The organism is Streptomyces sp. NPDC048288, from assembly GCF_043201555.1.
Taxonomy (GTDB): domain Bacteria; phylum Actinomycetota; class Actinomycetes; order Streptomycetales; family Streptomycetaceae; genus Streptomyces.
Genome location: NZ_JBICZD010000001.1, coordinates 988,242 through 1,001,882 on the forward strand (window position 1 = coordinate 988,242; position 13,641 = coordinate 1,001,882).

A 13,641-nucleotide genomic window follows, 5' to 3' on the forward strand; every position below is an offset into this window, starting at 1 on the left:
GGAAGTCGGACCACAGCAGAAAATATGGTCAATGCGGCCCAAGGCGGGCGCAATGGCCACGTGGATCGCGGGACTTGGCAGTCGTCACGGATCCACCACAGAGCGGAGGACTCAGAGCATGGCCGGCGCGATGCGCAAGATGGCGGTCTACCTCGGCCTCGTGGAGGACGATGGGTACGACGGCCGCGGATTCGACCCCGACGACGACTTCGAGCCCGAACTGGACCCGGAGCCGGAGCGGGACCATCGACGGCACGAGCCGTCACACCAGTCCCACGGCGCACATCAGTCCCAAAGGGACGATTCGGTACGAGTGGTGCAACCGTCGCCACCGCGCGAACCGGTGTCGCATTCCGCTTCGCTACCCGCGGAATCCGGCCGCCCGGCGCGCATCGCTCCCGTGGCGTCCATCACACAAGAACGCGCAAGCCTGGAGAAGAACGCACCGGTGATCATGCCCAAGGTCGTGTCGGAACGAGAGCCTTACCGGATCACCACGCTTCACCCGCGGACCTACAACGAGGCCCGTACCATCGGGGAACACTTCCGCGAGGGCACCCCGGTGATCATGAATCTGACTGAGATGGATGACACAGACGCGAAGCGACTTGTCGACTTTGCGGCCGGTTTGGTGTTTGGTCTTCACGGAAGCATCGAGCGGGTGACGCAGAAGGTGTTCCTGTTGTCTCCTGCTAACGTCGATGTCACGGCGGAGGACAAGGCCCGCATCGCAGAGGGCGGGTTCTTCAACCAGAGCTGAGACACACCACCGGTACAGGGCATGGAACAGGGGAGAGGGAAGCACGGATCATGAGCGTGTTCCTGGATGTGATTCGCATCGCGCTGATGTGCTTCCTCATCGTGCTGCTGTTCCGGTTGGTCATGGACTACGTGTTCCAGTTCGCCCGCTCATGGCAACCCGGCAAGGCGATGGTGGTCGTACTTGAGGCCACCTACACTGTCACCGATCCACCGCTCAAGCTTCTGCGGCGGTTCATCCCGCCGCTGCGTCTCGGGGGCGTGGCGCTCGACCTGTCCTTCTTCGTACTGATGATCATCGTCTACATCCTGATCGCGATCGTTGGTCGGCTGTGATGAGCGATGTGACCTACCGTCTTGCCGAACGCCGACGACTACGTTGAGGTGAAGAGATGCCGTTGACCCCCGAGGACGTGCGGAACAAGCAGTTCACGACCGTCCGCCTCCGAGAAGGCTATGACGAGGACGAGGTCGATGCCTTCCTCGATGAGGTCGAAGCCGAACTGACGCGCCTGCTCCGCGAGAACGAGGACCTGCGCGCCAAACTGGCCGCGGCCACGCGCGCGGCTGCCCAGAACCAGCAGAACATGCGCAAGCCTCCGGAGCCGCAGGACCAGCAGGGCGGCATGCCCCAGCAGGGGATGCCGCAGCAGGGTGGCATGCCTCCGCAGGGGATGCCGCAGCAGGGCGGTATGCCCCAGCAGGGGATGCCGCAGCAGGGCATGCGAGGCCCCGGCGCTCCGGTGCCCGCCGGCATATCGGGCCCGCCGCAGCAGCAGATGGGTGGCCCCATGGGCGGTCCCCCGCAGCTGCCGAGCGGCGCCCCGCAGCTGCCGGCCGGTCCCAGTGGCCAGGGCGGTCCGCAGGGTCCCGGTCCGATGGGTCAGGGCCCCATGGGTCAGGGTCCGATGGGTCAGGGACCGATGGGTCAGGGCCCCATGGGTCAGGGCATGGGACAGGGTCCCGGTCCGATGGGCCAGGGCATGGGCCCGGGTCCGATGGGCGGCCAGCCCCCCATGCAGCAGCAGATGGGTGGCCCGATGGGCGGCCCCATGGGCGGTCCGATGGGCGGCCCCGGTCAGGGCCCCGGTGGCGACAGCGCCGCCCGTGTCCTCTCGCTGGCCCAGCAGACCGCCGACCAGGCGATCGCCGAGGCCCGCTCCGAGGCCAACAAGATCGTCGGCGAGGCCCGCAGCCGCGCCGAGGGCCTGGAGCGCGACGCCCGCGCCAAGGCGGACGCGCTGGAGCGGGACGCGCAGGAGAAGCACCGCGTCGCCATGGGCTCCCTGGAGTCCGCGCGCGCCACGCTGGAGCGCAAGGTCGAGGACCTGCGCGGCTTCGAGCGCGAGTACCGCACGCGTCTGAAGTCGTACCTCGAGTCCCAGCTGCGTCAGCTGGAGACCCAGGCCGACGACTCCCTGGCCCCGCCGCGCACCCCGGCCACGGCCTCCCTCCCGCCGTCCCCGGCGCCCTCCATGGCCCCGGCCGGCGCGAGCGCCCCGTCCTACGGCGGCAACCCGTCGATGGGCGGTCCGTCGATGGGCGCCCCGTCCCCCGCTGCCCCGTCCTACGGCGGCCAGCAGCAGATGACACCGGCGATGACCCAGCCGATGGCACCGGTACGCCCGCAGGGCCCCTCCCCGATGGGCCAGGCGCCGTCCCCGATGCGCGGCTTCCTCATCGACGAGGACGACAACTGACGGCGGGCGCGTAGCGCGCGTAGCCGTCGGCAGAGCACCACAGGGCGGGGCCCCGGATTCCGATCCGGGGCCCCGCCCTGTTTACGCGGGTTGCGCATACATCCTGTCTTTGAAGGGGCGCGGGGAACCGCGCACGGCACCTGCACCGACCCGCGCATACGAAAGGGGCCCGGTCTCCACTCCGGAGACCGGGCCCCTTCTCGATCAGGCCGGGGGCTACGCCTTGCGCAGGCGGAACGTCAGCGAGAGCCCTTCGTCGGTGAAGGGAGAGCCGTAGGTGTCATCCGCCTCGCCCTGGGAGAAGTCGGTCGCCAGCACCTCGTCGGCGATCAGCGAGGCGTGCTCCGCCAGCGCCGCGATCACCGCCGGGTCCGTCGACACCCACCGCAGTGCGATGCGGTCGGCCACATCCAGCCCGCTGTTCTTGCGCGCCTCCTGGATCAGCCGGATCGCGTCCCGGGCGAGGCCCGCCTGCCGCAGCTCCTCGGTGATCTCCAGGTCGAGGGCGACCGTGGCACCCGAGTCGGACGCCACCGACCAGCCCTCACGAGGCGTCTCCGTGATGATCACCTCGTCCGGCGCCAGCGTCACCGTCTCGCCGTCGACCTCCACCGTCGCCGTGCCCTCGCGCAGCGCCAGCGACAGCGCGGCCGCGTCCGCCGCGGCGACCGCCTTCGCCACGTCCTGCACCCGCTTGCCGAACCGCTTGCCCAGCGCCCGGAAGTTCGCCTTAGCCGTGGTGTCCACCAGCGAGCCGCCCACCTCGGACAGCGACGCCAGCGAGGAGACGTTCAGCTCGTCGGTGATCTGCGCGTGCAGCTCCCGGTCGAGCGCGTCGAAACCGACGGCCGCGACCAGCGCCCGGGACAGCGGCTGCCGGGTCTTGACGCCCGACTCCGCGCGGGTGGCGCGGCCGAGCTCCACGAGCCGTCGTACCAGGACCATCTGCTTCGACAGCTCCGGGTCGATCGCGGACAGGTCCGCCTCCGGCCAGGACGACAGGTGCACCGACTCCGGGGCGCCCGGGGTCACCGGCACGACCAGGTCCTGCCAGACCCGCTCGGTGATGAACGGGGTCAGCGGGGCCATCAGCCGGGTGACGGTCTCCACGACCTCGTGCAGCGTGCGCAGCGCGGCCTTGTCGCCCTGCCAGAAGCGGCGGCGCGAACGGCGGACGTACCAGTTGGACAGGTCGTCGACGAACGCGGACAGCAGCTTGCCGGCCCGCTGGGTGTCGTACGCCTCCAGGGACTGCGTCACCTGGTCGGTGAGCGCGTGCAGTTCGGAGAGCAGCCAGCGGTCCAGGACCGGGCGGTCGGCCGGGGCCGGGTCCGCCGCGGACGGCGCCCAGTTCGACGTACGGGCGTACAGCGCCTGGAAGGCCACCGTGTTCCAGTACGTCAGCAGCGTCTTGCGGACGACCTCCTGGATGGTGCCGTGACCCACCCGGCGGGCCGCCCACGGCGAGCCGCCGGCCGCCATGAACCAGCGCACCGCGTCCGCCCCGTGACGGTCCATCAGCGGGATCGGCTCCAGGGTGTTGCCCAGGTGCTTGGACATCTTGCGGCCGTCCTCGGCGAGGATGTGGCCGAGGCAGACCACGTTCTCGTACGAGGACTTGTCGAAGACCAGCGTGCCGACCGCCATCAGCGTGTAGAACCAGCCGCGGGTCTGGTCGATGGCCTCGGAGATGAACTGCGCCGGGTAGCGGCTCTCGAACAGCTCCTTGTTCTTGTGCGGGTAGCCCCACTGCGCGAACGGCATCGAACCCGAGTCGTACCAGGCGTCGATGACCTCCGGCACGCGCGTGGCCGTCTTCGCGCACTCGGGGCACGCGAAGGTGACGTCGTCGATGAACGGGCGGTGCGGGTCCAGGCCCGACTGGTCGGTGCCGGTCAGCTCGGTGAGCTCCGCGCGGGAGCCGATCACGGTGAGGTGGTCGTCCTCGCAGCGCCAGATCGGCAGCGGGGTGCCCCAGTAGCGGTTGCGGGACAGCGCCCAGTCGATGTTGTTGTCCAGCCAGTCCCCGTAGCGGCCGTGCTTGACCGTCTCCGGGAACCAGTTCGTCTTCTCGTTCTCCGCGAGGAGGCGGTCCTTGATCGCCGTGGTGCGGATGTACCAGGACGGCTGCGCGTAGTACAGCAGCGCGGTGTGGCAACGCCAGCAGTGCGGGTAGCTGTGTTCGTACGGCAGGTGCTTGAAGAGGAGGCCGCGCTGCGCCAGGTCCTCGGTGAGCCGTTCGTCGGCCTTCTTGAAGAAGACGCCGCCGACCAGCGGCACGTCCTCCTCGAAGGTGCCGTCCGGGCGGACCGGGTTGACCACCGGCAGGCCGTAGGCGCGGCAGACCTTGAGGTCGTCCTCACCGAAGGCGGGGGACTGGTGGACCAGACCCGTACCGTCCTCGGTCGTGACGTATTCGGCGTTCACGACGTAATGAGCCGGTTCCGGGAACTCCACCAGCTCGAACGGACGTTGATAGGTCCAGCGCTCCATTTCGGCGCCGGTGAAGGTCTGGCCCGTGGTCTCCCAGCCCTCGCCGAGCGCCTTGGCGAGAAGCGGCTCGGCGACGACGAGCTGCTCCTGGCCGTCGGTGGCGACGACGTAGGTGACCTCGGGGTGCGCGGCGACCGCCGTGTTGGACACCAGGGTCCACGGCGTGGTCGTCCACACCAGGAGCGCGGCCTGGCCGGCGAGCGGACCGGAGGTGAGCGGGAAACGGACGTACACGGAGGGGTCGACGACCGTCTCGTAGCCCTGCGCCAGCTCGTGGTCGGACAGGCCGGTGCCGCAGCGCGGACACCAGGGGGCGACGCGGTGGTCCTGGACCAGCAGCCCCTTGCCGAAGATCTCCTTGAGCGACCACCAGACCGACTCGATGTACTCGGGGTCCATGGTCACGTAGGCGTCGTCCAGGTCGACCCAGTAGCCCATGCGGGTCGTCAGCGCGGAGAACGCGTCGGTGTGCCGCAGGACGGACGCGCGGCACTTCTCGTTGAACTCGGCGATGCCGTACGCCTCGATCTCCGGCTTGCCGCTGAAGCCCAGCTCCTTCTCGACCGCGAGCTCCACGGGCAGGCCGTGGCAGTCCCAGCCGGCCTTGCGGCCGACGTGGTAGCCGCGCATGGTGCGGAAGCGGGGGAAGACGTCCTTGAAGACGCGCGCCTCGATGTGGTGGGCGCCGGGCATGCCGTTGGCGGTGGGCGGGCCCTCGTAGAACACCCACTCGGGGCGGCCCTCGGACTGCTCCAGGGTCTTGGCGAAGATCTTCTGGTCGCGCCAGAAGTCGAGCACGGCGTGCTCAAGGGCGGGCAGGTCGACCTGTGCGGGCACCTGGCGGTACGTCGGCGCTGTCATCTGCGAGCTTCCTCCAACGGACTTGCTGCCTTCCGTCGGAGGGACGAGAGCTCTGTCTTCCGTACGCCGTGTGCGGCGCGCTCCCGCGGTACCACCCTCCTTGGCTCCCCGGACGCCGTACGCGCCGGTGAGCCCCCTCATTGGGGTCGCGAAGCCGGTTCTACTGACCCTCGCGGGGCGTTCCTCCGGCGGCTCCGGGGTGATCTTCGCGTCGCGCTCGCCCCCGGGCTCCCACCGTCCCCGGGTCGCTCTGGGCTGCGTACGCCGCTACTCGTCCCCATCCACGCTTCTCGCTCCGCCCAGTGTACGGCTCCGCACGGACAGCGGCCGACCCGTTTTCCCGGCCCCCGCGGCGACGGGCCGTCCACCTGCCGAGATGACCCGAATGGCGAGGTACGCGTGTTCGCATCCTGGGATGTCCGGCTCGACGGATTACCGCGCGGGGAGCTGGGCACAACGCATGCATACCTGCTGCGTGGGGGGTGCGGGGCAGGCGGATCGGGCGGCGTGCCCCGTTGCCGCGGGACTGGAGTCGATTTATCGTCCCAGCACGATTCGCGTGCAAGATCACAATATGTGAAGGGGCCGCGGCCATGGTGGCGAAGAAGACCGCCGTACAGCAGTCGGCGTCCGGCCGGACCAGGGGCGCGGCCGCCTCCGACGGGGACCGTCAGGAGGCTGGCGGAAAGAAGGACTCGCACGCGAAAGCGGCGGATGCTCCCAAGAAAGCGCCAGGTGAGAAGGGCGCTGCCAAGAAAGCGGCCGCAAAGAAGACGCCGGTGAAGAAGGCGGCCGCGGCGGCGAAGAGCACGGCCAAGAAGAGCACGGCCAAGAAAGCGGGCGCGGCGCGGGCCGCGAAGCAGACGGGAGCCACGACGGTGGTTGCGAAGAAGACCCCTGGCACGGCCGCTGCGGCGGCGGAGACCGCCGTCCCCAAGGCGCGGGTCGCCACGGCGGCTCCGGGCGAGCTCGCGGTGCGTCCGGGCGAGGACCCGTGGACGTCGGAGGAGGTCGAGGAGGCGCGCACCGAGCTGATGGCCGAGGCGATGCGGCTGCGTGCCGAGCTGGAGGCCTCCGACAGCGCCCTGGTCGGTCTGATGCGGGACTCCGGGGACGGCGCGGGTGACGACCAGGCCGACACCGGCACGAAGAACATCACGCGCGAGCACGAACTGGCGCTGGCCGCCAACGCGCGCGAGATGCTCGAACAGACCGAGCGCGCCCTGGAGAAGCTGGACGCGGGCACCTACGGCCTCTGCGAGAACTGCGGCAACCCCATCGGCAAGGCCCGGATGCAGGCCTTCCCGAGGGCGACGCTGTGCGTGGAGTGCAAGCAGAAACAGGAACGCCGCTACTGAGCATCGGTGTCGCCTGGGGCGTGCCGTAGTCTCGTCCCGAGGCAGGCACCTAGGTTGAGGGACTCACGTGGCAGAGGCGGAGCGCATCATCGGTACGCCGGGCACCCCGGACGACGGCGGCGAGCAGACGGCGACGCCCGACGCTTCCGCCGCGGAGCAGCGGCCGGTCACGGACGAGCGGCGGCCCGGGCGCGGGCGCCGCATCGCCGTGCTGTTCGCCGTGGCCGCCTTCGCGTACGCCCTCGACCTGGTCAGCAAGATGATCGTGGTCGCGAAGCTGGAGCACCACGCGCCGATCGAGGTCATCGGCGACTGGCTGGAGTTCCACGCGATCCGCAACCCCGGCGCGGCCTTCGGCTTCGGCGGTGCCTTCACGATCATCTTCACGGTGATCGCCGCGGCCGTGATCGTGGTGATCTTCCGGCTGGCGCGCAAGCTCTACAGCTTCCCCTGGGCGGTCGCCCTCGGCCTGCTGCTCGGCGGTGCGCTCGGCAACCTCACCGACCGGATCTTCCGCTCGCCGGGGATCTTCGAGGGCCAGGTCGTCGACTTCATCGCACCCAAGGGCTTCGCGGTGTTCAACCTGGCCGACTCGGCGATCGTCTGCGGTGGCATCCTGATCGTGCTGCTCTCCTTCCGGGGCCTGGACCCCGACGGAACCGTCCACAAGGACTGAGGGGCCGCGAGGCCGCGCGTACGGGGCTGTCCGAGGTGTCCGGCATACTCGACGGGTGAGCACGCTTCCCGAGATCCGTACCCTGCCCGTGCCCGACGGCCTGGAGGGCGAGCGCGTCGACGCCGCCATCTCCCGCATGTTCGGCTTCTCCCGCACCAAGGCGGCCGAGCTGGCCGCGGCGGGCAAGGTCCAGGTGGACGGCTCGGTGGTCGGCAAGTCCGAGCGGGTGCGCGGCGGGGCCTGGCTGGAGGTCGAGATGCCGGGGGCGCCCGCGCCCGTGCAGATCGTCGCGGAGCCCGTCGAGGGCATGGAGATCGTGCACGACGACGACGACGTGGTCGTGATCGTCAAGCCGGTCGGCGTGGCCGCGCACCCCTCCCCGGGCTGGACCGGCCCGACCGTCATCGGCGGTCTCGCCGCCGCCGGCTACCGGATCTCCACCTCCGGCGCCGCCGAGCGCCAGGGCATCGTGCACCGCCTCGACGTCGGCACCTCCGGCCTGATGACGGTCGCCAAGTCGGAGCGCGCGTACACCTCGCTCAAGCGCCAGTTCAAGGAGCGCACGGTCGACAAGCGCTACCACACGCTGGTGCAGGGCCACCCCGACCCGACCAGCGGCACCATCGACGCCCCCATCGGCCGCCACCCCCAGCACGACTACAAGTGGGCGGTCACGGCCGACGGCAAGCCCTCGGTGACCCACTACGACCTCATCGAGGCGTTCCGCGCGGCCTCCCTGCTCGACGTGAAGCTGGAGACCGGCCGCACCCACCAGATCCGCGTCCACATGGCCGCCCACCGCCACCCCTGCGTCGGCGACCTGACCTACGGCGCCGACCCGACGCTCGCCAAGCGGCTGCACCTGACCCGCCAGTGGCTGCACGCGGTCCGCCTCGGCTTCGAGCACCCCGCGGACGGCGAGTGGGTCGAGTTCGCCAGCGAGTACCCGGCCGACCTGCAGAAGGCGCTGGACCAGGTCCGCGAGGAGACCTACGGATGAGCACGCGCGCGTACGCGGTGCGGGTCGCCGAGGACCCGGCCGACCTGGAGGCGTGCTTCGCGGTCCGCAAGCAGGTCTTCGTCGTCGAGCAGGGCGTCCCCGAGGACCTGGAGTACGACGAGTACGACGCCACGGCCCTGCATGTGCTGGCGGTCCGCGAGGACGGCGTACCGCTCGGCACCGGCCGGCTGCTGTACGGCGAGCCGGCCGCGGAGAAGACCGGCGGCGACCTCTCCCTCGGCTCCCTGGGCCGGCTCGCGGTCTCCCAGGAGGCCCGCGGCCTCGGCGTCGGCGTCGCCCTGGTGCGGGCCATCGAGGAGGCCGCACGCGCGCGTGGGCTGGCCGCCGTCGACCTGCACGCGCAGACCCACGCGCTGGGCTTCTACGAGCGGCTGGGATATCAGCCGTACGGAGCGGAGTACGAGGAGGCGGGGATCCCGCACCGGGGCATGCGCAGGGTTCTGTAGCCGGCATGGCACGCTTGAGGCCCGCTGTGTGATCGTCGACACCCGGAGCGCTGGCCGTGGATCAGTTGGCCCTGTTGTTCGTGCTGCTGCTCGGGGCCCTGGTGAGCGTCCCGGTGGGGGACCGGTTCGGACTGCCGGCGCCGGTGCTGATGACCCTGTTCGGGATCGTCCTCGCGGTGGCCGACTTCGTGCCCAACGTGAACATCCCGCCCGAGCTGATCCTGCCCGGCCTGCTGCCGCCGCTGCTCTACGCCGCCGTACGGCGGACCTCCTGGCGGCAGTTCGCGGCCAACATCCGGCCGATCTTCCTGCTCGCGGTGGCCCTGGTGTTCGTCACCACGGTCTGCGTGGCCTTCGTCGCCAACGCGATCGTGCCCGGGCTGTCGATCGCCGCCGCGGTCGCGCTGGGCGCGCTGGTGGCCCCGCCCGACCCGGTCGCCGCGACCGCCGTTGCCGGGCAGCTGGGGCTGCCGCGCCGGCTGGTGTCGATCCTGGAGGGCGAGGGCCTCTTCAACGACGTCACGGCCATCGTCCTGTACCACGTGGCGATCGCCGCCGTGGTCAGCGGCAGCTTCTCGCCCTGGCGGGCCGGGCTGGACTTCCTGCTCTCCGCGGTGGTCGCCCTCGCCGTGGGGCTGGCGCTCGGCTGGGGCGCCAACAAGCTGATGGACGTGCTCGGCGACGCCACCCTCCAGATCGGCCTGACCCTGCTCGTCCCGTACGCCTCCTACGTGCTCGCCGAGGAACTGCACGGCTCCGGTGTCCTCGCGGTGCTCACCACCGCGCTGTTCATCGCCGAGTACGCCACCGACGCCGACGACGTGATGACCCGGCTCGCCGGATACACCTTCTGGGACATCGTCGACACCCTCGTCACCGGGGTGGCGTTCGGGCTGATCGGCCTGGAACTGCACAACGCCCTGCGTACGGCGTCCGGCCGCTGGGGCGAGCTGCTCGGCTGGGCGGCGGCGGTCGTGGGCGTGGTCGTCGTCGTCCGGCTGGTGTGGCTGCTGCCGGCGACCTGGCTGACCAAGCGGCTGCACGCCCGGCGGGACTACGACGAGGAGATCCCGACCAGCTGGCGGGAGACCATCGTGATGTGGTGGTCCGGGATGCGCGGGGTGGCGTCGGTGGCGCTGGCCCTGGCGATTCCCCTGAAGACCGACGACGGCTCGCCCTTTCCGGACCGGGACGAGATCGTCTTCATCGCGTTCGGCGTGATCATGGCGACGCTGGTGCTCCAGGGACTGACCCTGCCGTGGCTGGTGAAACGGCTGGGGGTGCGGGCCGACACCGACCGGGAGAAGGAGGTCGAGAAGGAGCTGGCGGTGCGGGCGGCGAAGGCGGCCCGGCGGCGGCTGAAGGAGATCGAGCAGGTCGAGGAGTTGCCGGAGGACGTGACCGAGCAGATGCTGCGGCGGGCCTTCGAGATCGGTTTCCGGATCAGTCCCGACGTGGCGGAGGACGAGCGGCGCGAGGGACACGAGAAGCGGTTGCGGCGGCTGAAGCGGTTGCGGCGGATCCAGCAGGAGATGCTGAGCGCGGCGCGGCACGAGGTGCTGGCGGCGCGGAGCGAGCCGGGGGCGGATCCGGAGATCGTGGACCGGGTGCTGCGGCACTTGGACGTCCGCAGTCTGCGCTAGCGCTCCGCTGGGAGTGCCGTGAGGTGCCGTCGTTCGTCTGCGGCTGCGTCGTGGCTGGTCGCGCAGTTCCCCGCGCCCCTGCGGGGCGCTGTGCCGCTGTGGATATCCGAAGGCAGGGTCGGCGGTGCGCTCGTAGTCTCGGATCATGGCTCGGAACATTGTGATCAGTGGTGGGGGAACAGGGATCGGACTGGCCGCGGCGCGGGTGTTCGCGGCCGACGGGGACCGGGTGCTGCTGCTCGGGCGGCGCAGAGAGGTGCTGGAGAAGGCAGGGGTGCCGGGGGCGGTGGTACGTGCCGCCGATCTGGCCGAGCCGGCCGATGTGCGGGCCGTCGCGCGGTTCGTCGCCGAGGAGTTCGGCACCGTGGACGTGCTGATCCACAGTGCCGGGGCGAACGCGGCGTTCGCGGACGGCGCCGAGGCCGGTGATCCGCTGGACGCCGTCGCCCGCGTCTGGAGCGGGAACTTCCGGCAGAACACGCTGACCGCCGTCCTGCTCACGGAGGCGCTGAAGGACCGGCTGGCGGATCCGGGAGGGCGGGTGCTGTTCCTCGGCTCCATCGCCGCCTTCCGGGGCTCGGGGACCGGGTCCTACGCCGCCGCCAAGGCGGCCCTGCACCCCTACGCCCATGATCTGGCCCGGCAGCTGGGGCCGCGCGGGGTCACCGTGAACGTGGTCGCGCCGGGGTACATCGAGGACACCGAGTTCTTCGGCGGCCCGGTCGAGGAGGCGCGGCGGGAGCGGCTCGTCGCCGAGACGTCGACCGGGCGGGCCGGGACACCCGGTGACGTCGCCGCCACCCTGCACTGGCTGGCCTCCCCCGTGGCCGGGCACATCACCTCGCAGATCATCCAGGTCAACGGGGGTGCCGAACGCGGCCACTGAAGCGAGGTCTCAGCCGCGGCCGGTGCGGGGCGGCTCGTGGAGGCGGCGGGCGGCCGCCGTGCCGTCCTGGGAGGGGATGATCCCGCCGGGCGGCAGGACCGCGTCGGCCGTGTTGACCCGGGGCAGGGCGTACGGGTGCTCGGCGGCCAGCCAGGTGATCATCTGCTCCCGGACGGCGACCCGGACCTTCCAGACGTCGTCCGAGTCCTTGGCCGTCATCAGCGCCCGCACCTGGATGGTGTTCGGTGTGGCGTCGGTGACCACCAGGCCGTAGTCCCGGCCGTCCCAGGCGGCGCACTCGCGCAGGATGTCCCGGAGCCGCTCGCGCATCGCCTCGATCGGCGCCGAGTGGTCGAGATGCCAGAAGACGATCCCGGTCATCTGCGGGGTGCCGCGCGACCAGTTCTCGAAGGGTTTGGAGGTGAAGTACGACACCGGCATGGTGATCCGGCGCTCGTCCCAGGTCCGTACCGTCAGAAAGGTCAGGGTGATCTCCTCGACCGTGCCCCATTCGCCGTCGACCACGACGGTGTCGCCGAGGCGCACCATGTCGCCGAAGGCGATCTGCAGACCCGCGAACACGTTGGCCAGGGTGGACTGGGCGGCCACACCGGCGACGATGCCGAGGACTCCGGCGGAGGCCAGCAGTGAGGCGCCGGCCGCGCGCATCGCCGGGAAGGTCAGCAGCATCGCCGCCACGGCCATCACGCCGACGACCGCCGCCACCACCCGCATGATCAGCGACACCTGGGTGCGCACCCGGCGGACCCGGGCCGCGTCGGTGTGGCCGCGGGCGTAGCGGCTGAACGAGGACTCGACGACCGCCGCCGCGATCCGCACCACCAGCCAGGCGGCGGACCCGATCAGCACCAGGGTCAGGAGCTGGCCGACGGCGACCCGGTGCTCCAGGAGCAGCGCGGCCTGGTCGTAGGAGCCTCTGAGCAGGGCCGCGCAGAGCACCAGCTGGTAGGGGACGCGGGCGCGGCGCAGCAGGCCCCACAGCGGGGTCTCGGTGTGCCGTGTGTCGGCCTTGCGCAGCAGCAGGTCGGTCGCCCAGCCGATCAGCAGGGTGAGGACGACGGCGCCGCCGACCACGATCAGCGGGCGGAGTACGTTCTCCATCTCCATGAGGTCGAACGTAACCGGATCCACGGGGTCCTGAACATGCCGATCGGTGAGAAGGCCGTCACGGTGCCGTCTCGGGCGGCTGGCACCATGGGGGCATGAACATCATGCTCTTTCATTCGACCTATGGGCTCAGGCCCGCGGTGCGCGAGGCCGCGGACCGGCTGCGTGCCGCGGGGCACGAGGTGTGGACGCCGGACCTCTTCGAGGGGCGCACGTTCGACACGGTCGAGGAGGGCATGGAGTTCAACGAGTCGATCGGCAAGGACGAGCTGCTGAAGCGGGCCGTGCTGGCGGCGGCGCCGTACTCGGAGCGCGGGCTGGTGTACGCGGGGTTCTCGCTGGGCGCCTCGATCGCGCAGACGCTGGCGCTGGGCGACGAGCGGGCGCGGGGGCTGCTGCTTCTGCACGGCACGTCGGACATCGCGCCGAACGCCGTGGTGGACGAGCTTCCGGTGCAGCTGCACGTGGCCGAGCCGGACGCCTTCGAGACGGACGACTGGCTGAGCGCCTGGTATCTGCAGATGGGCCGGGTCGGCGCCGAGGTGGAGATCTACCGGTACGCGGGTGCCGGGCATCTTTACACCGACCCCGGCCTGCCGGACTACGACGAGGAGGCCGCCGAGGCCACCTGGCGGGTGGCGCTCGGCTTCCTCGACTCGCTGTAGCCGGG

Annotated in this window: 12 protein-coding genes; 10 read left to right on the top strand and 2 right to left on the bottom strand. The window is 70.8% G+C overall.

The annotated features are described in order from the left end of the window. Window positions 1–118 precede the first annotated feature (118 nt). From ACGFZS_RS04375 to ACGFZS_RS04385, 3 genes are read left to right on the top strand one after another with little or no spacing between them, the layout of a single operon-like run. Window positions 119–760 (top strand): cell division protein SepF, encoded by a 642-nt coding sequence (locus tag ACGFZS_RS04375; protein WP_355707924.1) that lies wholly within the window; start codon window positions 119–121, stop codon window positions 758–760. 50 nt (window positions 761–810) lie between these two features. Next, window positions 811–1,095: a YggT family protein gene (locus ACGFZS_RS04380; RefSeq protein ID WP_355707926.1), complete on the top strand. Its 285-nt coding sequence runs from the start codon at window positions 811–813 to the stop codon at window positions 1,093–1,095. 56 nt (window positions 1,096–1,151) lie between these two features. Next, on the top strand, window positions 1,152–2,459 hold the full coding sequence (locus ACGFZS_RS04385; protein WP_393793826.1) for a DivIVA domain-containing protein: 1,308 nt from the start codon (window positions 1,152–1,154) through the stop codon (window positions 2,457–2,459). Window positions 2,460–2,675: 216 nt separating this feature from the next. On the opposite strand, the gene ileS is transcribed toward ACGFZS_RS04385, so the two are convergent. Beyond that, a complete protein-coding gene (gene ileS / locus ACGFZS_RS04390; RefSeq protein WP_393793827.1) occupies window positions 2,676–5,813 on the bottom strand; it encodes an isoleucine--tRNA ligase in 3,138 nt (1,045 codons plus the stop codon). 593 nt (window positions 5,814–6,406) lie between these two features. Between ileS and ACGFZS_RS04395 the strand changes: the two genes are divergently transcribed. The 6 genes from ACGFZS_RS04395 (at window position 6,407) to ACGFZS_RS04420 (ending at window position 11,843) form a co-directional block, all read left to right on the top strand. Then, window positions 6,407–7,171, top strand: a complete 765-nt coding sequence (locus tag ACGFZS_RS04395) for a TraR/DksA family transcriptional regulator (protein ID WP_393793828.1) — start codon at window positions 6,407–6,409, stop codon at window positions 7,169–7,171. Between the two features lie 67 nt (window positions 7,172–7,238). Beyond that, a complete protein-coding gene (lspA, locus tag ACGFZS_RS04400; RefSeq protein ID WP_393793829.1) occupies window positions 7,239–7,847 on the top strand; it encodes a signal peptidase II in 609 nt (202 codons plus the stop codon). 55 nt (window positions 7,848–7,902) lie between these two features. After that, window positions 7,903–8,847, top strand: coding sequence for an RluA family pseudouridine synthase (locus ACGFZS_RS04405; RefSeq protein ID WP_393655354.1), 945 nt, complete (start codon window positions 7,903–7,905; stop codon window positions 8,845–8,847). Continuing rightward, entirely contained in the window at window positions 8,844–9,314 is a 471-nt protein-coding gene (locus tag ACGFZS_RS04410; protein ID WP_393655356.1) for a GNAT family N-acetyltransferase, read from the top strand. Before ACGFZS_RS04405 ends, ACGFZS_RS04410 begins: the two co-directional genes overlap by 4 nt. A gap of 56 nt (window positions 9,315–9,370) precedes the next feature. After that, window positions 9,371–10,957, top strand: a complete 1,587-nt coding sequence (locus ACGFZS_RS04415) for a Na+/H+ antiporter (protein WP_393793830.1) — start codon at window positions 9,371–9,373, stop codon at window positions 10,955–10,957. Between the two features lie 145 nt (window positions 10,958–11,102). Then, window positions 11,103–11,843 (top strand): SDR family NAD(P)-dependent oxidoreductase, encoded by a 741-nt coding sequence (locus tag ACGFZS_RS04420; protein WP_393793831.1) that lies wholly within the window; start codon window positions 11,103–11,105, stop codon window positions 11,841–11,843. A gap of 9 nt (window positions 11,844–11,852) precedes the next feature. Here ACGFZS_RS04420 and ACGFZS_RS04425 read toward each other — a convergent pair whose 3' ends face one another. Next, complete coding sequence (locus tag ACGFZS_RS04425) at window positions 11,853–12,965, bottom strand: mechanosensitive ion channel family protein (protein WP_393794117.1); 1,113 nt, start codon at window positions 12,963–12,965, stop codon at window positions 11,853–11,855. A gap of 101 nt (window positions 12,966–13,066) precedes the next feature. Between ACGFZS_RS04425 and ACGFZS_RS04430 the strand changes: the two genes are divergently transcribed. After that, window positions 13,067–13,636 (top strand): dienelactone hydrolase family protein, encoded by a 570-nt coding sequence (locus tag ACGFZS_RS04430; protein WP_393793832.1) that lies wholly within the window; start codon window positions 13,067–13,069, stop codon window positions 13,634–13,636. Window positions 13,637–13,641: the final 5 nt, after the last annotated feature.

Excerpts from the sequence above, each read along its gene's own strand:
- ACGFZS_RS04395 (WP_393793828.1), top strand. The coding sequence starts at position 6,407 with ATGGTGGCGAAGAAGACCGCCGTACAGCAGTCGGCGTCCGGCCGGACC.
- ACGFZS_RS04385 (WP_393793826.1), top strand. The coding sequence starts at position 1,152 with ATGCCGTTGACCCCCGAGGACGTGCGGAACAAGCAGTTCACGACCGTC.
- ACGFZS_RS04410 (WP_393655356.1), top strand. The coding sequence starts at position 8,844 with ATGAGCACGCGCGCGTACGCGGTGCGGGTCGCCGAGGACCCGGCCGAC.
- ACGFZS_RS04425 (WP_393794117.1), bottom strand. The coding sequence starts at position 12,965 with ATGGAGAACGTACTCCGCCCGCTGATCGTGGTCGGCGGCGCCGTCGTC.
- ACGFZS_RS04375 (WP_355707924.1), top strand. The coding sequence starts at position 119 with ATGGCCGGCGCGATGCGCAAGATGGCGGTCTACCTCGGCCTCGTGGAG.
- ACGFZS_RS04420 (WP_393793831.1), top strand. The coding sequence starts at position 11,103 with ATGGCTCGGAACATTGTGATCAGTGGTGGGGGAACAGGGATCGGACTG.
- ACGFZS_RS04430 (WP_393793832.1), top strand. The coding sequence starts at position 13,067 with ATGAACATCATGCTCTTTCATTCGACCTATGGGCTCAGGCCCGCGGTG.
- ACGFZS_RS04380 (WP_355707926.1), top strand. The coding sequence starts at position 811 with ATGAGCGTGTTCCTGGATGTGATTCGCATCGCGCTGATGTGCTTCCTC.
- ileS (WP_393793827.1), bottom strand. The coding sequence starts at position 5,813 with ATGACAGCGCCGACGTACCGCCAGGTGCCCGCACAGGTCGACCTGCCC.